15 protein-coding genes and 2 tRNA genes are annotated in these 19,521 nt (G+C 36.8%); 6 read left to right on the plus strand and 11 right to left on the minus strand.

Annotation, left to right across the window (positions count from 1 at the left end; translation table 11 throughout):
- Positions 1–1,461, plus strand: a complete 1,461-nt coding sequence (locus tag DRF57_RS14210) for a hypothetical protein (protein WP_115919215.1) — start codon at positions 1–3, stop codon at positions 1,459–1,461.
- Positions 1,462–1,592: 131 nt separating this feature from the next.
- Here DRF57_RS14210 and DRF57_RS14215 read toward each other — a convergent pair.
- Positions 1,593–1,665 (minus strand) — tRNA-Phe (locus tag DRF57_RS14215).
- A gap of 446 nt (positions 1,666–2,111) precedes the next feature.
- Between DRF57_RS14215 and DRF57_RS14220 the strand changes: the two genes are divergently transcribed.
- Positions 2,112–3,125: a terpene synthase family protein gene (locus DRF57_RS14220; RefSeq protein ID WP_115919217.1), complete on the plus strand. Its 1,014-nt coding sequence runs from the start codon at positions 2,112–2,114 to the stop codon at positions 3,123–3,125.
- Positions 3,126–3,180: 55 nt separating this feature from the next.
- Positions 3,181–4,167, plus strand: a complete 987-nt coding sequence (locus tag DRF57_RS14225) for a terpene synthase family protein (protein ID WP_084084980.1) — start codon at positions 3,181–3,183, stop codon at positions 4,165–4,167.
- A gap of 217 nt (positions 4,168–4,384) precedes the next feature.
- Here the strand turns inward: DRF57_RS14225 and DRF57_RS14230 are convergent, their stop codons facing one another.
- The 6 genes from DRF57_RS14230 to DRF57_RS14255 form a co-directional block, all read right to left on the minus strand.
- Positions 4,385–5,119, minus strand: coding sequence for a hypothetical protein (locus tag DRF57_RS14230; protein ID WP_115919248.1), 735 nt, complete (start codon positions 5,117–5,119; stop codon positions 4,385–4,387).
- A gap of 50 nt (positions 5,120–5,169) precedes the next feature.
- Positions 5,170–6,186 carry a bestrophin family protein gene (locus DRF57_RS14235; RefSeq protein WP_115919219.1) on the minus strand — a complete coding sequence of 339 codons (1,017 nt, stop codon included), beginning with the start codon at positions 6,184–6,186 and terminating at the stop codon, positions 5,170–5,172.
- A 6-nt stretch (positions 6,187–6,192) separates the two neighbouring features.
- The gene (locus DRF57_RS14240; protein ID WP_115919221.1) at positions 6,193–6,903 is read right to left on the minus strand and encodes a potassium channel family protein; all 711 of its coding nucleotides are present in this window, start codon (positions 6,901–6,903) and stop codon (positions 6,193–6,195) included.
- 256 nt (positions 6,904–7,159) lie between these two features.
- Positions 7,160–7,232, minus strand: a tRNA-Phe gene (locus DRF57_RS14245).
- Positions 7,233–7,341: 109 nt separating this feature from the next.
- Complete coding sequence (locus tag DRF57_RS14250; protein ID WP_047493407.1) at positions 7,342–9,183, minus strand: lysophospholipid acyltransferase family protein; 1,842 nt, start codon at positions 9,181–9,183, stop codon at positions 7,342–7,344.
- A 22-nt stretch (positions 9,184–9,205) separates the two neighbouring features.
- Positions 9,206–10,444, minus strand: a complete 1,239-nt coding sequence (locus tag DRF57_RS14255) for an aspartate kinase (RefSeq protein WP_047493405.1) — start codon at positions 10,442–10,444, stop codon at positions 9,206–9,208.
- Positions 10,445–10,747: 303 nt separating this feature from the next.
- On the opposite strand from DRF57_RS14255, the gene fbp reads away from it, so the two are divergent.
- Both fbp and DRF57_RS14265 read left to right on the plus strand, forming a co-directional pair.
- Positions 10,748–11,764, plus strand: a complete 1,017-nt coding sequence (gene fbp, locus DRF57_RS14260) for a class 1 fructose-bisphosphatase (protein WP_047493402.1) — start codon at positions 10,748–10,750, stop codon at positions 11,762–11,764.
- Positions 11,765–11,774: 10 nt separating this feature from the next.
- Positions 11,775–12,794, plus strand: coding sequence for an o-succinylbenzoate synthase (locus tag DRF57_RS14265; protein ID WP_115919223.1), 1,020 nt, complete (start codon positions 11,775–11,777; stop codon positions 12,792–12,794).
- On the opposite strand, the gene DRF57_RS23645 is transcribed toward DRF57_RS14265, so the two are convergent.
- Together DRF57_RS23645 and DRF57_RS14270 are read right to left on the minus strand one after the other, a co-directional pair.
- Positions 12,787–12,936: a hypothetical protein gene (locus DRF57_RS23645; protein WP_156126094.1), complete on the minus strand. Its 150-nt coding sequence runs from the start codon at positions 12,934–12,936 to the stop codon at positions 12,787–12,789. The genes DRF57_RS14265 and DRF57_RS23645 overlap by 8 nt on opposite strands.
- Positions 12,937–13,518: 582 nt before the next feature.
- Complete coding sequence (locus tag DRF57_RS14270) at positions 13,519–14,649, minus strand: alpha/beta hydrolase (RefSeq protein WP_157969895.1); 1,131 nt, start codon at positions 14,647–14,649, stop codon at positions 13,519–13,521.
- Between the two features lie 142 nt (positions 14,650–14,791).
- Between DRF57_RS14270 and DRF57_RS14275 the strand changes: the two genes are divergently transcribed.
- Complete coding sequence (locus tag DRF57_RS14275; RefSeq protein ID WP_115919225.1) at positions 14,792–16,465, plus strand: glutamine--tRNA ligase/YqeY domain fusion protein; 1,674 nt, start codon at positions 14,792–14,794, stop codon at positions 16,463–16,465.
- Between the two features lie 88 nt (positions 16,466–16,553).
- Here DRF57_RS14275 and DRF57_RS14280 read toward each other — a convergent pair whose 3' ends face one another.
- A complete protein-coding gene (locus DRF57_RS14280; RefSeq protein ID WP_115919227.1) occupies positions 16,554–18,494 on the minus strand; it encodes an oleate hydratase in 1,941 nt (646 codons plus the stop codon).
- A 91-nt stretch (positions 18,495–18,585) separates the two neighbouring features.
- Positions 18,586–19,464 carry a helix-turn-helix domain-containing protein gene (locus DRF57_RS14285; RefSeq protein ID WP_115919229.1) on the minus strand — a complete coding sequence of 293 codons (879 nt, stop codon included), beginning with the start codon at positions 19,462–19,464 and terminating at the stop codon, positions 18,586–18,588.
- Positions 19,465–19,521 lie beyond the last annotated feature (57 nt).

Genomic DNA, 19,521 nt, shown 5'->3' on the forward strand with positions numbered 1-19,521 from the left:
ATGGCAAAAAAAACAAGTACAGAATTAAAAGAATATTTTAAAGCAGGGAAAAGACCCACGGAGGCACAGTTTGGTGACGTAATGGATAGTTTGGCCAATCTGGAAGATCCACAGCTATTTCCTAAGAATTACATTAAAAAAGGACTAAGTATTGACTTTCCTCATCAGGTATCTGATCAGGCTGTTGACATCCTGCTTGGAAATAGGGGAATGTCAGGGTCGGTTGAAGTAGAAATTGTGGGAACATGGATGTACACAAATACTGTCGGTAATATAAAAAAACTGTTTCAGGTGGGATTCAATCCTGATAATTCAGTGTGGTATACGCCGACGTCAAGAATTGTGGAAGCGGCAGGACCTATTCTTAATCATATTTATATTGGGGATCTGGTTTGGGATGCTAATACTAATCAATATAAGATAATTATTTATCACACTCATGATACAGGGAATATATATGATGTCAGAATTACTTATCATTGCCCATTTAATACACAGGATTTTAGTGAGGTAAAAATCTCAGATGTCTATACCCATCCTCTTATAGGGCAGAGGGTGCATTATATCCATTATAATGATAACCTGGGAGTGGGTACCACATTACCGGAAACAAGCCTTCATGTAAAGGCACCAAAAGATCGGGGACATTCCAATGTTGTAGGCGGGCTGTTTGACAGAAGTGAAGCTGCCGGGGGAAGTAATATCGTACAATTGAAGTATCATTCCACTGCCGATCTTGAACTGAACTCCTTTTTTACAGGAACTAATTTCAGATATGGCTCGTATGGTGATTTCAATATTGTTAATAATATTGATGGTGGTGTTCATGGTGCTGTTAATATGGTAACCAACGGGCAAACAAGATTAAGCGTAATGCCTAACGGAAATATTGGTGTGGGAACTTCAACGCCGCAAGCAAGAATGAACATTGTTTCACCAATGCATACTGCGGATCAGGAAGGGACATTGATAATAGGAGATGTAAACCAGGCTAATTTAAGATTGGGTTGCAGCGAAAATCATACCTGGATACAGGGGCATGCAGGAATGCCGTTGCATATTAATCCGATTGGTAACAATCTTATTTTAAACAGAGATGCAGGAAATGTAGGAATAGGAACCAACAATCCGGATCAGAAACTTACTGTAAAAGGAAAGATCCATGCTGAAGATGTTATTGTGGATATGAATGTTCCGGCAGATTATGTGTTTCAAAAATATTTTGATGGTGAATCTTCTATCAGACCAGACTATCAGATGCCAACCATCAGTGAACTGGAATCTTTTGTAAGAGAGAATAAACACCTTCCGGAAATTCCTTCAGGAGAGGCTATCATGAAAGATGGTGTCAATTTAGGAGATTTCCAGATGAAATTACTTCAGAAGATTGAAGAGCTGACTCTTTATGTCATTTCTCAGAATAAAGAAATAGAAGATCTGAAAGCTATTATTAAAAAATAGTACTATTCAATGTAATGTTTAACAGTATTTAAAATAAGAACTCCCTCAAATTAATTTGAGGGAGTTTATAGTTTATCAGGATTGCTTATCATAAATGCAAAAAAACCTCTGACTAATCAGAGGTTTTAAAGTGGTTTCTCCAGGAATCGAACCAGGGACACATGGATTTTCAATCCATTGCTCTACCAACTGAGCTAAGAAACCATTATATTTTTGTTTGACTTACTTCGTTGTTTTAAAGTGATGCAAAAGTATAATATTTTGTAATACCGTGCAAGTTTTTTAGGTTATTTTTTCAAAAAAAGATATTTATGGGTAGATCTTTTTTTTAATGAGTTGAGGCACAGTTGATTTATTTTTTCTAAGAAACTTATTAATTACAAGCTGAGGATAGCTAATCGGGAAAATATTTAGTGAGACTCTTTGGTGTGAAGCCCCTAAAAACAGCAATTATTTCAAGAGTAAATATCACTTCAAGCGATTGTTTTATTATATTCTATATAATCTGTTTATGGTGGTTTTATTGGGGTTAAATATTACAAAATGCAGAATATTTAATGCTAATGATCAAAATATTGTGAAATAAATTAAATTTGTATTTGTAATATTTTTATATTAGTAATCAGTAAGTTAATACTAAAACCATAATCATGAATACTGAAAAATTTAGTACACTTGAGCTGCTCCATAAACAGTTCAGGTACCCGTTCCCAACGTTAAAAAATCCCTATGCAGAACAGCTGCAGGAAATTACCGAAAGTCAATGGATTGATGGTGAATACCTCTGGCTTTATGAGCAGAATCCTGATCTTCGCAAAAAGTATAAGAAGACTAAAACAGCTCATATTGCTGCTCAGTGGTTTCCCACCGCAACCCCCGAACGATTCAAGCCTATCTGCAGATTGATGCTTTGGACACTTTATAATGATGATTTGTACGAAGAAAGTGAACCTGAAGATATTGGATATGTCCATGCACAGTCAATAGCAGTATTAAAAGGAGAAGTAAGTGGTGAAGATTCAGGAATTCCTTTAGGAAAGATGCTGGCTTCTCTAAGATTGGAACTGCTGCAGTTTATTCCGGAGGAATCAATCTTCCGTTTCACACAAATGATCAGTAGATATTTTATAGGCTTAGAAACTGAGTTGAAATACAAGAAAAATAAAACGTATCCTAGCGTGTCAGAATGCATTGCACTGCGTGAAAATTCCATATGCTTATATCCGTTTCTTCAGCTTACAGAAGTAGAAACAGGTGTCACTCTTCCCTCGGAGATCCACAATCATCCGGTGATCCAACGCTTGCAGGCCTTAGCCTGTCATTTGGTTACTTTTTTCAATGAAGTACAGTCCGTAATAAAAGATGAAGCAACAGGCAGTATTTATTACAATATTGTAAAAGTAATCCAGAACGAACACCAAATGTCTTTGAAAGAAGCATGTCTTGAAGATTTGCGCTTGCATAATAAGGACTTGAAAGAGTTTTTAGAACTACAAGCTTCTCTTCCTGATTTTGGGATATGGCAGGAAGCTGTGGTCAACTGGGTGCATTATATGAGTATGGTGCTCAGCGGTTGGAAAAATATTTCTACCAAACTGGATCGCTACAATAGCATGGAGTTTCCCGATGCTGCTGAACTCCGGGAAAAGCTGAACAAAATATAAATAAGAACGAGGAATAAACTTAACCATTACTATATCATACAAAAACTAAAACAAGATGAAACCCGAAGAATATCATTCAAAAGATTACTTGCCACGTGGCCATTATCCATGGCCGGACCTTATCAATCCACATGCAGAACAAATGGGGAAAGATATGGATGGATGGATTGATAATGACTATACTTTCCTGACAGAAAAACAGCGTGAAACATACAAAAAAATGAGACTGCATATGTGTACTGCACGTATGTGGCCCGATCTAACCTATGAGCAGACCATTCCATGCAACAGATTTATGCTTCAGTATGTGGCTCTTGACGATCAGGTGGAAAATTCTTCTCTGGAAGAGATTCAGCAGTTACGGATTCGTTGTGTTGATATCCTTAAGGGGGATCAGCCAAGAGCAGATGAAAATGCACTTTATCAGCATATGGCGCTCATAAGGGATGAGTTCCGTGCGCTAATGCCTGATCTGTGGGTTGAACGTTTTATTTATTATTTCTACCAGTCTTTCAGATATGGGATTGAATTGGAGTATCCTTATAAAATAGCACAACGTCCACCGTCACTTACCCTTTTTAAAACCATTCGCGAGTATTCCGTTCTGATGCGTCCATACCTGATTTTAGGTGAAATTGAATCAGGTCTTGTTCTTCCGGAGCATATTTTTGAGCATATTGTTGTTCAAAAAATGATATCGCATATGACTCTGGTAGTTGCCTGGCAAAATGACATTCATTCTCTGCCAAAAGAAATGGCAAAGGGAACTGAGGTTTTTAACTTGGTTTTTGTACTCCAGCAGGAGTATAATCTTTCACTAAAGGATGCTTGTGACCAGGCATTTCGGATACATAATGAAGAACTGGCAAAATTACTTGCCTTACATGCTGAATATCGTGAGTTTGGAGAGTATCAGGAGCATGTAGATCAATTCGTTTATTATGCGGGAGTGGGCCTTCAGGGAGTGAATTCCTTTTATCTGGAAACCGAAAGGTACCGGCATGGAGGGGTGGGTTTTGCCTGGCCGGAAATCAGCAAATGACGACCGGAATCCAAAAATCTGGATGACCTTGTTGGTGAATGCTGATAGGGTAGACTATAAGAACTACTGATATTATTTTATAAACCCCTCAAAATTAAATTTTGAGGGGTTTTATATTGAAGCTGGCTATAGCAGATTGTTTACATCTCATATCCTGGATGAGAATCTGAATGATAAGCACTTTAAACAATCTGTTAAAAGATATTACTGAAAAGGATTATTCATAATATTCTTTCATAAGGCTTTTCCGTTCTTTAGTTTCCAGATTGATATATTCAAACTTTTTATATTGGCAGAATGATCCCATATCTTTATCGCCATTAATAAAAATGCCCCCTACCAAAATGATATACTTGCAGGGATAGCTGGTTTCTTTTACCAATACCTCGATACGTTCATCTATAGCTTCATACATCACTTCGGTAGCTTCGAAAATCTGATTCTTTGCATTCAGGATTCTGTCTTTCTTGTGGAGGAATATCTGCTCAATGGTATTCATCTGAAAATCCAGTGAAGTGATATTGCCCTCAATGATTTGCCCGGCTTCCAACTTTCCCAATGCTCCTTTTGCTGCTCCACAGCAGGCAGAATTATTATGTTGTCCTATTCTGTTTATTTCTCCAATTTGCCCGCTTTTGGTAATCCCAATATGAGGGGCGTAAAAAATGACTACAGCACCGTCCTCAGGAACATGATGAGCAAAAGCTCCCATTCCTGTAAGGCCGGCAAAAGGGAAACCATCAAGTCCTCCCAGATGAAACGGGCCAAGCATTTCATAAGCCCTCGGTGGATACTGTATTGCATTGACATCATCACAACACATACTATCGGCATGCATCAGCTGATTAGGTTTTAGTTCTAAATGCTTTTCAAGGGTATCTAATAGTCGGTTGACTGTATCAATAGATGTTAAAGCTTTTGGGTACCATTTTCTTACAGATTCTATACTCATATTTTTGTTTTTTTTTGTACTAACTTTTACCAACGATATATTCCTGATTTTTACATTAAAATATTATTAACAGGCTGTATAGCAGGAGGCAGTTCTTTTTCTCCAAACATTTCACGTAAATCAATTTCTATATTCCTGCTGATTTGTGTAATTGAAATATCGTTTGCATTTCCTTCGAATGGGTTTTCTGTATTTTCGCCAATCTGTTCCAGAACCAAAAATACCCAGCCCAGCAATACACTGAAAGGAACTGTAAACCAGATGATGCCTTCACCAAATTTTTCTACCATTTTTGAAAATTCGCCTATAAACCCCAGGGGCAATAGAAAACACAGAGCATTTGTAAAATACAGATTAATGCTGGAGAATTGCCGTGGATAAGGAAAGTTTTTGATCCTTTCACATTTCCCCTGCTGATCATATAATTCTTTAAACTGATTCTCCAGAGCTGTATAATTATAATCTGAAATCTTGCCCTCTTCATTCAAGGTTCTCAAATGAGTAGACTGTAAAGAAATGATTTGAGTCGCCCGGTTTTTTGTTGTAAGGATATAGTCCAGCTCAGCTTTGTTTAAAAAAGGTTTCAGCTCTTCCTCAATAGTATTTTCCCATTCCGGAACTGTATAATATTTTAAATATTCTCTGTTATAGCTTTTTGTTTTTACATGTTCCCAGCTCTTGGTTTCTCTGAGCTGAAATCTTAATGCCGTAAGCCAGGCAAAATGACGGTAGATAATCTGCTGATGTATGGCTGCTTCTTGTGTTTTATCATCAACTCTTATAAAATCCTTTACCAGCATGCCGAAACTACGGCTGTTATTGATGATTGCCCCATAAATTTGCCGGGCTTCCCAGCTTCGGTTGTAGGTTTGGGTGTTTTTAAACCCCGAAATGAATGCTGCAGCGGTTCCCAGCAGTGCTACAGGAACCCATGGAATGGCCAGCCACTTCCATCCGAGAAAATAAAATAAAGCTGTAGGAATAATGCTTACAATAAGCATTTTATAGATTTTTTTCCTTGTCCATGGAATGAAGTGATAAAGCTTGTAATGTGAGCCTGTATTCATAACAAATTAATTTTTTGATGAAAATTTACTGATCAGAATGCCCACGAGCACTACCGTATAGAACTGCCCGGCTATACCCACAAAAGCTGTTATCAGTTTTGTAACATGGGTATTGGGGGTAATATCTCCAAACCCAATACTTGTAAATGTTATAGAGCAGAAATACACCAGATCAATAAAAGTAAGAGCAGGAGAAGATATATCAACCCCCTTAAAAGAAGCGTGGTTACGATATTGGAAAAACTGCAGGGAAAAAACTGCAATTTCAATCAGCAGCATATAGCCGCAGATGGAAGCAGAGATAATATCCGTATTGATGTATCCCGGTTTTATAAGAAACCGTAAAACTTCCATAAAAAGAAAACAGAAGAAGACTACATAATTAATGTTCAAAAATGTAAAATACCAGGAAATGTCTTTAAAAAATGGAATGCCAATAGGCAGTAATAAAATAACAATAAAATGTAGATTTCTGAACCAGTGTTTCCAGCTATGCTTTCCAATAAATAAGAAAACAGACCCCAAACCTAGAATCAACATATTAATAGGCCATATGACATGGGTGTAAAAGTCCATGTCTGTAAGAAATACTCCCACAAATAAATGCTGTAGCAAAGCGAATAGAAGGATCTCATATTTTCTTTCCTGTAACTTTTGGCTGGTCTTTCTTATAAAACCCAGACTCCGCTGTGGATCTTCACCATGTATGGTAATCATTGTATTTTTTTAATATCATCAAAATACAAAAGTGAACTATTAAAATTAAAATAACATGGTGAATTTTTCTGAACTTTCAGTTCCCTGATTATTTGAATCCGATTATGAAGAGATGGCTGATTAATCGAGAAATCACAAGAATTGTTACCTATAAAATGATAAAGACGAAGAGAGGGGGTGAAATTTGGATTTTCAGGTGTTCCATTGCTGAATATAAAAAACAAAAAAACCTCTAAATAATTTAGAGGTTTTAAAGTGGTTTCTCCAGGAATCGAACCAGGGACACATGGATTTTCAATCCATTGCTCTACCAACTGAGCTAAGAAACCATTATGTTTTTGTGTGTCTTACTTCGTTGTTTTAAAGTGATGCAAAAGTAGTAAGTTTTAGTATACAAAGCAAGTATTCATCGTACTTTTTTTCACTAAAGTTAAAAACCTACTGATTATCAGCCGGATTATTTTCCTGCTCTTTTCTGATTTGTTCACTCATCTCTTCCAATACCGGTTTAATGGTGTTTTCCGGAAGATCACTGATCCTGATATACATTAATCCATCAATGGCATCATTGAAGTTAGGGTCAACGTTGAAAGCAATTACTTTCGCGTTTTGCTTAATATATTTTTTAATCAAAACAGGCAATCTTAATTCAGGCTCTAAGTCATCAATAATCTTATCAAGCTTATTAAGATCAGACTCCATTTCTTCAAAGAAGATATTCTTATCCCTGTCACGTAGCTTTACCTTATATTCATTTCTTGGAGTGATATATTGAGCCACCGCCGAGTCAAAATAATTGGAACGCATAAATTCAATCATCAGAGATTTGGAAAACTCCGAAAACTTATTCGAAATACTTACCCCACCCATCAGAAATTTATGATCAGAATTTCTCAGGCAGACATGTACAATCCCTCTCCATAAAAGGAAAAGAGGAAGTGGTTTTTGCTGATACTCCTGGCAGATATATGCACGTCCCATTTCAATCACCTTTTTAAAGAAAGGATGAATGTCCTGCTCAAATTCAAATAAAGAACTGGTGTAAAAACCTTTGATGCCATATTTTTTCATGACCTCTCTACCCAGAGCCATTCTGTAAGCTCCCGCCAGTTTCTTTTCACCATTGTCCCAAAGGAAAAGGTGATGGTAATGTTTGTCATATTCATCAAGGTCAAACGGAAGATTACTCCCTTCACCTACGGCACGGAACGTAAGCTCTCTCTGACGTCCTATTTCCCTCATGATAGAAGGTATCTCTTCATAAGTGGTAAAGTAGATTTCGTAATTTCCGTTACTGAATAACATCTTATCAGTACCTCTTAATTTGTCAACATCCTTGATAATGTCCTCTTTAGGTGTTTCATCAATAATGTTCTGAACAATATTTTCTTCTTTTAATAAAGGAAACTTTACGGACAGATTCTGAAGATTGATGCTTTGGGCCAGAGATTTTCTTTTTTCATAATAAGATTTCATCATATAAACCTTACGTTTCAGAAACTCTCCCAGTTCTTCAATCGTTTCCATTTCGTCCATTGCCTTTAATGTAATAGGCCTCCCGATTCTGATTCTGATAGGTCTTTCCCTGTCATTCATCATTTCAGCAGGCAGCATCAGGGTCTGTAAACTCGGATGAAGTTTGGCAACCTGATAAAAAAGACGGCTGTTTTTAGCATGGAAATACATAGGAACTACCGGCACTTTAGCCATTCTTATAAGCTTAAGTGCCGTTTTTTCCCAGTCTTTATCTAAGATTTCTCCGTAAGGGTTATTCTTATTGGAAACTTCCCCTGCCGGAAAAATACCTACACAGCCTCCGTTTTGGATATGCTTGAGCGTTTCACGCATTCCCGAAGAACTGCTGTAGACTTCTTTTCTGTTTTCAAAAGGATTTACAGGAATTACGTACGGTTCCATAGGCTTGATCTTTTCCAAAAGGAAATTTCCCATGATTTTGAAATCCGGACGAACCTCTGTAAGGATCTTGCACATTAAAATTCCGTCAATAGCACCCAGTGGATGATTGGACACCAGAATAAAAGGTCCCGTTTTGGGAATTTTTGCAAGATCTTCTTCAAAAGCTACATAGCTTAGGTTTCTTTCTCTCACAAATGAGTCGAAAAAGTCTTTACCTTCCTTATCTTTTAGTTTGTCGTATAGTTTATTTACTTCGTTTATTTTAGCAATGCTCATCACAGCAGATGCTACTGGATTCTTTAGAAATCCAATTTTACTTAAGCCGGAAGCTTTGATCAGATCGTTTTTCGAAATTAAACTCATGTGTGTTTAGTCGCAATTAAAATTATTGTGTTACCATTTGAAGTGTATTCTTGGAAATTTGCTCCAATAATACATTTTTTTCATGGTAAAATTTTTCAATATGATCCATCTTCGCATTTCTTACTGTGAATAAAGATACATTTTTAATTGCTTCGGTTTTAAAAATTTTATGAAGCTCTTCGTTAAGTTCTTCAATGTGGTTAAATTTATCTTCCAGACATAAAGCCAATGAAATAGCAGAATTCTGCATCAAGGAAACTTTAATTTTGTACTTGGATAAATAGCCGAATATAAGGCTCATATGATCCTCTGCGATGAAAGAAAAATCTCTTGTTGAAATCTTCAATAGAGCCTGGTTTTCTTTTAAAATATAAGTTTCTTCCTGTTGGTTTTTGTCTGAAGCGCCTACTTTGGTCCCTTCTTTTGTAGGATCTACGAAAGATTTTACATAAAAAGGAATGTTTTTCTGTTGTAGCGGCTGTAATGTTTTTGGGTGTATTACACTCGCTCCGTAATAAGCCATCTCAATAGCTTCCTCATAAGAAATATTGGAAAGAAGAGTTACATCGTTGAATTTTCTTGGATCTCCGGTCATTACACCCGGTACATCTTTCCAGATCGTCATTGCTTCTGCATCTAAGCAGAATGCAAAAATAGCAGCAGAATAGTCAGAACCTTCTCTTCCTAAAGTTACCGTGAAATTATTATCATCTGAACCAATGAATCCTTGGGTAACATAGCAGATTTCAGGATTTAAATTTGAAATAAAATCCTCAGTTTTTGTCCAATCTACATTACCTTCCCTGTAAGAATTATCTGTTTTAATGTAATCTCTGGCATCCAGCCATTGATTGGTAAACTGGATCTCATTCAGGTATTCACTTACAATTTTAGTTGAAATCATTTCTCCGCAACTCACCACCTGATCATATACAAAACTGTAATTAGGAGATTTGTTTCTTCTTAAAAATGAATCTATATCATCAAAAAAGAGATTGATTTCTGCAAAAACTGCATGATTTTCAGGAAAGAGACCTTCCGCTACCTCAATGTGTTTTCGTTTTATCTTTTCAATCTCTGTTTGATAGTTATCCTTCTTGAAATAAAGTTCTACAACCTTTTCCAACTCGTTCGTCGTTTTGCCCATTGCTGAAATTACCAGCAAGCATTTGGCAAATCCCTGGCTTTTTAGAACCATAGACACGTTTTTTACACTTTCGGCATCTTTTACCGATGCCCCACCAAACTTGAAAATTTTCATTAAATTGTTAAAAATAAAATTGTTAGATAAAAAATTACATGAGTTTTTTACGGACGTCAAAATTATAAATTTACAACGAGATATGAAATAGTCTGGGCATGTGATGAAATTAAGATTTCCTTAAAATGAGAATAATATGGCCTTAATGACAGAAATTTGGATAGGGAATGAGCTGTTATTACTCAATGTTATATTGTTTTTAAGATGTATAGTGTTGAAAAACAGCGAGTACCGTCTTTTGTAATTTAATTTTCCTAATGCGATAAATTTTCCGAAATTTGGGGAAAACGTAAAAAGAAAAATATGTCAAATCAACCATTACAGACTTTAGGAGAATTTCTTATAGATAAACAGGACGATTTTCAATATTCTACAGGTGAATTTTCTCGTCTTCTGAGCGCAATAAGATTGGCTTCGAAAGTGGTAAACAGAGAAGTAAATAAAGCCGGAATTGTAGATATAACAGGAGCTGCCGGCAACCAGAATATTCAGGGTGAGGAACAGCAGAAGCTTGATGTGATCGCTAATGAAATTTTTATTACGGCTTTGTCTCAAAGAGAGGTTGTTTGTGGTATTGCGTCTGAGGAAAATGATGATTTTATTGATATTAAATGTGGGGAGAACGGTCACTTAAGTAAATATGTAGTACTTATTGATCCGTTGGACGGATCTTCCAATATTGATGTAAATGTTTCTGTGGGAACGATCTTCTCTATCTACAGAAGAGTTACTGAACCTGGAACTCCTGTACAGCTGGAAGACTTTTTACAGAAAGGGATTAATCAGATTGCAGCAGGATATGTTATTTACGGTTCTTCTACAATGATCGTTTATACTACCGGAAATGGAGTAAACGGATTTACACTGGATCCTTCTTTGGGAACTTATTACCTTTCTCATCCCAATATGACTTTCCCAAAAACAGGTAAAATCTATTCTATCAACGAAGGAAACTATATCAAATTCCCTCAGGGAGTGAAAAACTACCTTAAATATTGTCAGATGGAAGAAGGAGACCGTCCTTATACTTCAAGGTATATCGGTTCTTTGGTTGCCGATTTCCATAGAAATATGCTGAAAGGTGGAATCTATATTTATCCGTCTTATTCTCAGGCTCCGAACGGTAAACTGAGATTATTATACGAATGTAATCCTATGGCATTCCTTGCTGAGCAGGCAGGTGGAAAGGCAACAGACGGATTCAGAAGAATTTTGGAGGTCGAGCCAACAGAACTTCACCAAAGAATTCCATTTTTCTGCGGAAGTGTAGACATGGTAGAAAAAGCAGAAGAATTTATGCGTATCGATAGTGTGAAATAAACAGCATAGTATGGAAGCGTCTTATTTTAGATATCTATTACAATTTAAACGCCCGAGTGGAACATCTCGTGGCGTTTTGCTTGATAAGGAAACCTTTATTCTTGAAATTTCAGAAAATGGAAAAAAAGGAGTAGGAGAGTGTGCCATTTTCAGAGGATTGAGTTTTGATGACCGACCGGATTATGAAGACAAGCTAAAATGGCTTTGTGAAAACATTGAAAAGGATTTTGCTGATCTAAAAGAAGAACTGAAAGACTTTCCGTCAATATGGTTTGGCTACGAGCAGGCGATTTTGAATCTGAAGTATGAAGGCAGTCTTTATTTCCCAAGTGAATTTACTGAAGGGAAATCTGCTATTACCATCAATGGTTTGATATGGATGGGGGAGATCGGGTATATGGAAGAACAGATTGAAGAGAAACTTGAAAAAGGCTTTCATTGCATCAAACTGAAAATCGGTGTCAACTGGAAAGAAGAACATATCATTCTTCAGAAGCTTAGAGAGAAATTTTCTAAAGATCAGTTGGAACTGCGTGTAGATGCGAATGGAGGATTTAATAAAGAAGAAGCAGTACTTGTTTTGCAACAGCTGGCAGATCTTGATATTCATTCTATTGAGCAGCCTATCAAAGCGGGAAATTGGCATGGTATGAAAGAATTATGTTCAAAAACACCTACACCAATTGCATTGGATGAAGAGTTGATAGGCATAACTGATCCCGATAAAAAGAAGCTTCTGCTAGAAACAGTAAAACCACAGTATATTATTTTGAAACCTGCTTTAGTAGGAGGTTTCGCCGGTTCTGATGAATGGATTTCTCTGGCGGAAGAACAAAATATAGGGTGGTGGATTACCTCCGCACTGGAAAGTAATATAGGATTGAACGCCATTGCTCAATATACAGTAACTAAAAAAAATCCAATGCCTCAAGGGTTGGGCACCGGATCTTTATTTGTTAATAATTTTGAATCAAGTCTGGATCTCAGAAATGAGTTGCTGTGGTTCAAAACTGAAAAGAAAATTAATTAGGACAGGTCGGGTTATCCCAGTGATCATTATCCCAGGCTCTGCAGCATTTGTTTTTCGCATCCCAATTGTTGCAGCCTATGGGAATGGGAGGAGGATTACCGCCATTAATTGTTCTTAATGCCCTCTTGCCCAATTTCTTCATGTGGTCTTGTTGATTTTTCATAATTGATAGTAATGGTTTGGTCAATAAATATCGAAAATTTTTTCCACCTGAACAATTTTATGGAATCTATATTGTTGGTATTGTGTGAATTATTGATATGATGGCATTTGTTCTGTACTATTCAATGATCATATTTGAACTTTTCCAGAATGACAAAGATGAGTAAGAAGTGCTTATTACGTGAATGAAATATTCTGCATGTTTTCCGATTTCAATCCGAACGATCGATGGAGATATTTGTGTCCTCACAGGTTAGAACATAAAAACACATTCCTCCAATACATTTGTAGGAACAGGATAATATTTTCGACTCTATTTAAGGGATAAAGTAATTTTAGGTTCGGATATTCTGCTTTTTTTGGCGTTATTTTTTATTAAATCACATTCTTTGCGAAAATTGCTTTCTTAATATATTCTACTATAGAAGAAAACTTGGCTTTAAATTTTTTCATAATAAAAGTGTAATTCTCTACTATTTGAGTTGGCAATCATTATGCCATTCTCTTAAACCTTAGCAACTTTAACACATGCTCATTTTTATAGTATTTTTTTAATTTCTTATTAAGAAATAATTGTGAAAATATTTTCGTTATTCTTTGTTCTGTTGGTGATAAGATTTCGGTCTATTCCGTACAGATTTTGGAAAATATCCCTCTGAACCTGTGAACTGGAAAGGTATCCCCAATGCTTTCCAATCTCAAATTTAAAACTGTTTAAAATATCATCTTTAACGAATGTACAGTCGATAACGGAGACGATATCTTTAAAGCGTTCAATATCACTGGGACCATTTTTTCCAAGTCGGGGGGTGAGGATGTTTTTGGTAAATTGAGAAATACCAAGGATGACATCCTGACGGTTGAGATAAATAGAAATGCGGTTTGCAAGCAAAGGAAGTTTATTAAAAGAATCTTCAGAGTCTTCAAATACTTTATAAGTAACATCTGCATTCAGCAGGATTACCTGATCAATCACTCTCAGGATATTTTCTTTTTTCAGACTGTACAACATACTCTGAAGGACTCTGTTTCCCAAAGAATGAGTCATAATATGGATTCTTTGGTTGCATGGGATAAGGTCCCGATTGGAAAAAATATCTTTTAAAAATTGAGTGTAAAAATAAAAGAGCCTTAATAATGAGGTTCCGGAATTGATGCTTGCTGCTTTATCATCAAAATAAGTCAAGGGAACAATACTGCTTGAAGCCGGCCAGCTTACAAATAAAATATGTTCAACAGGAGATTCCGGATTATCAATAAACAGCTTTTTAAGATCAATCATAGCTTTTAATTCATCATCAAAATCATAGGCATATCCATGAATGAATATGAGTACATCACTCCGTTCTTTGGTGGAAGACATATTTTTGTATAGCTCGTAGAACATTCTTTGGGTGCCACCGAGGTTCTGAGCTGTTAAAGATGATTTTTTGATGCCTTTTTCACTCAGAAGGACTTCCAAAACCTCTTCGTAGCCTTGTTTTTCGGGTTCCGAAAACAGTTGGTAGTTGAGGATGTTCCTGTTCGTGTAATCTTTCTTCTTTTTGGCCTGTGCAGTAGGTTCTTTATAACCGTCAAAATCACATTTGGCAATTCTGAAATTAGGAATTGAATATTCTTCATTGGAAAAAGAGTCCACTCTTTCACCTTTATGACGCACAATCTTTCGATTGCTTAAGATATAAACAGCCATGATAGTCAGGTTTGTAACTTTCCCTAAGATACAGAAAAATACCGAATTACTAAGCATTGCACTTTTTAATTATCACTTTCGTAAGCCCCAAATTTTCCGTAACTTTGTGCAACTTTTTTTGCTAAAAACAAAAGCTAATTTAATGGAAGAAGAAAAAAAATCACTCAATTTTATTGAGCAAATTATAGAAGATGATTTGGCAAACGGTCTGAAAAGAGATCAGATTCGTTTCCGTTTTCCCCCTGAACCGAATGGGTATCTGCATGTAGGCCACACAAAGGCGATCTGCATCAACTTTGGCCTGGGAGAAAAATACAATGCACCCGTAAACCTTCGTTTTGACGATACCAATCCTGAGAAAGAAGAACAGGAATTCGTAGATTCAATCAAGAAAGATGTTGAATGGTTAGGTTTCAAATGGGACAAAGAATTGTATGCATCAGATTACTTCCAGCAGCTTTATGAATGGGCAGTACAACTGATTAAAGAAGGAAAAGCTTATGTAGATGAGCAGCCGTCTGAAGTGATTACCGAACAGAGAAAAAATCCTACGGAACCAGGAGTAGAATCTCCGTTCAGAAACCGTCCGGTTGAAGAATCATTGGATTTATTTGAAAGAATGAAAAACGGTGAGTTCGAGGAAGGGACAATGTCACTTCGTGCAAAAATCGATATGGTTTCTCCCAATATGAATATGCGTGATCCTGTGATGTACAGAATTCTGAAAAGACCACACCACAGAACAGGAACTGCCTGGAAAATCTATCCGATGTACGACTGGGCACATGGGGAATCAGATTATTTGGAGCAGGTTTCACACTCTTTATGTTCACTGGAATTTGAAAACCACAGACCCCTTTACAACTGGTATCTGGAGCAGGTATCCGATGAATCTAAAGTAGCTCCTAAGCAGAGAGAATTTGCAAGGATGAATGTTTCTTATATGATCACCTCCAAAAGAAAGCTGCAAAGACTTGTGGCTGAAGGCGCTGTGACAGGATGGGATGATCCTAGAATGCCTACTATTTCAGGGATGAGAAGAAAAGGATACACTCCGGCTTCTATCAGAAACTTTATTGAAAAGGTGGGAGTTGCAAAAAGAGAAAATCTGATTGAGATCCAATTACTTGACTTCTGCGTACGTGAAGACCTTAATAAAGTAGCTAAACGTGTAATGGCGGTCGTAGATCCTGTTAAATTAGTGATCGAAAACTATCCTGAAGACAAGGAAGAATGGTTGGAAACTGAAAATAATCCTGAACAGGAAAATGCAGGAACCAGAGAAGTTCCTTTTTCAAGAGAACTATATATCGAACGTGAGGATTTCAAGGAAGAAGCTAATAATAAATTCTTCAGACTGAAGTTAGGCGGGGAAGTTCGTTTAAAGTCTGCATATATTATTAAAGCAGAAAGAGTAGAGAAGGATGAAAATGGAGAGGTCACTACGATCTATGCTTCTTACGATGAAAAGAGTAAATCCGGAAGTGGGACAGAAGAAAGCTTAAGAAAAGTAAAAGGAACATTACACTGGGTATCTGCCAAACATGCTATCCCTGTAGAAGTAAGGGTTTACAACCAATTATTTACAGTGGAGCAGCCGGATGCTGAAAAAGATGTTGACTTCCTGAACTTTATTAATCCTGAATCGGTAAGTACTATTCAAGGTTTTGCTGAACCAAGCCTTAAAGATGTTGCCGTGGGAGAACCTCTTCAGTTCCAGAGAATCGGGTACTTTACCAAAGACCAGGATTCTACAGATGCTACATTGGTTTTCAACCGTACAGTAACCCTAAAAGATTCTTATAAGCCTGAATAATTTCAGGTGATGATCAATATTATATAAAAGCAGGACTTCACTGAAGTCCTGCTTTTCGTTTTTTATATGTGAACCGTTAAGAACGTATTTACCCTTTTACGCCTTTGATCCAATCCTGGAATTTACCTACCTGTTCCATAAAGAAAGATTCATGTTCCTCTTTTTCCTCAGGACGGTTGACCAGAATGTGTTCAAAATAACTTCCTTTCAGTACTTTTCTTAAAATGCCTTCTCCTAAGAATGGTTTATAATCATTAAGAGCCTGGGTAGCTTTCAGTAAATGTCTGATGTCATATTGTAACGGATTGATGTCCGGAACCTGTTTGTTGAGGTTCAGAAGTTTGTATACTGCTATTCTGGCTGTTCTTACTGAACTTTCCATAGTAAATACAACATCATTATTGGTTTCCACAAACTGTCCTACCAAACCTAGATTGGTACAGCCTTCGGGAACAACTCTCGGACGGTCACCCTGAGCTCTAGGCATAAACATAGAGGTAATATAAGGCATAAATGCGGTACGAACGATTGTATTTTCTATAACATTATCAAGCTGGTCTGTCATTCCCAAATGATGACATAACTCTGCAAGAATTTCATTTCCGGTACATTGAGGCATTGTTTTTTTGATGTAATTCCCTTCTTTGTCCATCAGTAAGGCATACACCCATACGACAAGGATGTCATCCGGCTGGGTAGGGAAGTGTGGCTGCCTGTTGCAGGTAAAGCTCATTACCCAATTGGAATCTGTGATGGTGATAATACCTCCTGTAGCTGTTCTTCCGGAATAAGGATCATTCACGCAGAGTTCTTTCAGTTTCTCTGTGAAAGCAGAAGGTCGGCAGGTTAATGTAGCAGATTCCCACGAAGATTTCTCAATATGGCTACAGAATTTTTCAGGCTTACCAAATACTTCCGATTTGGCAGCAAGATTTTTCCACAGTTTCCATCCTGCACTCTGTCCCGCACTGCTGTTATCTATAGTGATTTCAGGAACCGTATTATTATCTGCGTAGAATGTACTCTCAGTCATTGAACCTGTGGTAACGATCACATAATCATCTTTACCAACAGGTATTTTTACTTCTTCGCCATTTTGTTCAGTAGTAATCCCTTCTACTGTTTTACCTTCAGTATTAATATGGATATCAAGGTCTTTTACTAATGTATTAAACTGGATCTGTACTCCTTTCTCAACAAGGAAATTTTTAAGAGGAGTCACATACGTGTCATATTGATTGTATTTAGGGAATACAAGACATGAGAAGTCTTTCATCCCGTCAATGGCATGCAGGAATCTGTGCATATACAGTTTCAGTTCCAGTAAGCTGTGCCAGTTCTCAAATGCAAACATGGAACGCCAGAAAAACCAGAAATTACTGTTAAGGAAAGATTCTGCGAAATAATCTTCAATAGTCAGATCATCAAGCTCCTCTTTTTTCTTCAATAAAAGCTTAACAATTGCCAGCTGGTCTTTTTTTTCAAGTCCGAATTTACTGAAATCCTGGATCTGCCCCTGGTTATGAATCAATCTTGCTTTAGAATAATTAGGGTCATTGTCGTTAATAAGACGGTACTCATCCAATACACTGTATGGAGCGGGTAATTCCAATGCGGGGATATCCTGGAACATATCCCATAGATTTTCATAGGTCATATCCATTTCCCTTCCGCCACGGATGATATAGCCATCTTTTGCGTTTCCTGCTCCATCCAAAGAACCTCCTTCAACATTCAGCTGGTCAAGGAAAATGATGTTTTTACCCGGAACCCGGCCATCACGGATGAAATAATAAGCGGCAGACATCCCTGCAATTCCGCTTCCTACAATATAGATTTTACTGTTTTCATAAGATTGTAAAGGAATCCCTTTATTACGTTGATAGTTTCCGATCTGGTCAGAAAAAGGCATCGTTTTTTCAGGAGTGTTAATCTGAACTTCTTTACTTGAATCCGGTTCGTGGTTTACTTTTCCAAACTGCTCAGAAGCATTTAAAACTTTCTCGAATTTTGAATTGATCGTACTCATTTTTTGTTTTGTTTTTAATTAACAGGTTAAAGGTACACCTATTCAAAAAGCGGTACATATCCCCAATGTCGGAATTATTATCCCCAAATTCTTATGACTGAATATTTTCTTTTGTCCGATACTCTGAGGGCGAATATGAAGTCTGTTTTTTGAAAAAACGGCCGAAAGCTGATACTGAATTAAACTGAAGCTCAAAGGCAATTTCTGAAATGGTGATGTCGGGATTTCCCAGCATGACATAAGCTTCTTTCAGCAAAGTCTCATCAATGACTTCATGAGGAGTTTTTCCACTGGCTTTTTTAATAATCTCTATAAGGTGCTTATTGGAAATACAAAGCGCATCAGCATAAAACTGAACCGTTCTCTGCTGTCTGATATTTTCCCGGATCAGTTTACTGAACTTCAGAAAGAGATCTTTTTTTCCTTCCTCTTTCTGAGAAACCGTATTGATTTCTTTTTCTATGATTTCTGCAGTCTCAAGCAACAGGTTGAAAATAATGGTACGGATAATCTCTTCGGTAAATTTCCCCTGTTTTCTGGATTTTTTCTTAAGGTAGTCCAGTAGGTTCTGTAACTGCAGAGAATTTTTTTCTGTTGTTTTTATAATGCTGTAGGAGCCCTTAGAGAAGAGATTCATTTTCTCAATGATAAAAGGGTTGGATATATTTTTGATGAGAAAATTTTTATCAAAAAATAAGAGCTTCATCATAAAATTCTTACTGGTTTCCAGGAATCTTACAATGGTAGAAGGAGCAGCTATAAAAAAACTGTGGGTAGTTACTTTATATTTTTTACTGTCTATTTCAATACTGATTTCTCCCGCCGTACAAATACAGAGAGCATAATAATCCATTCTGAACGGCGCTTTTGGAAAATTGAAAATAGGATTCCCGGAGGAAATATAATAAGACTGGCGGCAATCAATCCTGTAAAAAGAAAGGGTATCATGTAAATTTTCGTAGGTTACCATGTTACGGATTGCTTGAGTTTTTGTTGTTTTTTAGATATTCCGGCCCGGAGATATTGA

Origin of the sequence: Chryseobacterium rhizosphaerae, from assembly GCF_003385455.1 — a bacterium.
Classification (GTDB): Bacteria; Bacteroidota; Bacteroidia; order Flavobacteriales; family Weeksellaceae; genus Chryseobacterium; species Chryseobacterium rhizosphaerae.

Excerpts from the sequence above, each read along its gene's own strand:
- DRF57_RS14225 (WP_084084980.1), top strand. The coding sequence starts at position 3,181 with ATGAAACCCGAAGAATATCATTCAAAAGATTACTTGCCACGTGGCCAT.
- DRF57_RS14275 (WP_115919225.1), top strand. The coding sequence starts at position 14,792 with ATGGAAGAAGAAAAAAAATCACTCAATTTTATTGAGCAAATTATAGAA.
- DRF57_RS14280 (WP_115919227.1), bottom strand. The coding sequence starts at position 18,494 with ATGAGTACGATCAATTCAAAATTCGAGAAAGTTTTAAATGCTTCTGAG.
- DRF57_RS14230 (WP_115919248.1), bottom strand. The coding sequence starts at position 5,119 with ATGAGTATAGAATCTGTAAGAAAATGGTACCCAAAAGCTTTAACATCT.
- DRF57_RS14265 (WP_115919223.1), top strand. The coding sequence starts at position 11,775 with ATGGAAGCGTCTTATTTTAGATATCTATTACAATTTAAACGCCCGAGT.
- DRF57_RS14250 (WP_047493407.1), bottom strand. The coding sequence starts at position 9,183 with ATGAGTTTAATTTCGAAAAACGATCTGATCAAAGCTTCCGGCTTAAGT.
- DRF57_RS14235 (WP_115919219.1), bottom strand. The coding sequence starts at position 6,186 with ATGAATACAGGCTCACATTACAAGCTTTATCACTTCATTCCATGGACA.
- DRF57_RS14240 (WP_115919221.1), bottom strand. The coding sequence starts at position 6,903 with ATGATTACCATACATGGTGAAGATCCACAGCGGAGTCTGGGTTTTATA.
- DRF57_RS14270 (WP_157969895.1), bottom strand. The coding sequence starts at position 14,649 with ATGGCTGTTTATATCTTAAGCAATCGAAAGATTGTGCGTCATAAAGGT.
- DRF57_RS14255 (WP_047493405.1), bottom strand. The coding sequence starts at position 10,444 with ATGAAAATTTTCAAGTTTGGTGGGGCATCGGTAAAAGATGCCGAAAGT.
- DRF57_RS23645 (WP_156126094.1), bottom strand. The coding sequence starts at position 12,936 with ATGAAGAAATTGGGCAAGAGGGCATTAAGAACAATTAATGGCGGTAAT.
- DRF57_RS14220 (WP_115919217.1), top strand. The coding sequence starts at position 2,112 with ATGAATACTGAAAAATTTAGTACACTTGAGCTGCTCCATAAACAGTTC.
- DRF57_RS14210 (WP_115919215.1), top strand. The coding sequence starts at position 1 with ATGGCAAAAAAAACAAGTACAGAATTAAAAGAATATTTTAAAGCAGGG.
- DRF57_RS14285 (WP_115919229.1), bottom strand. The coding sequence starts at position 19,464 with ATGGTAACCTACGAAAATTTACATGATACCCTTTCTTTTTACAGGATT.
- fbp (WP_047493402.1), top strand. The coding sequence starts at position 10,748 with ATGTCAAATCAACCATTACAGACTTTAGGAGAATTTCTTATAGATAAA.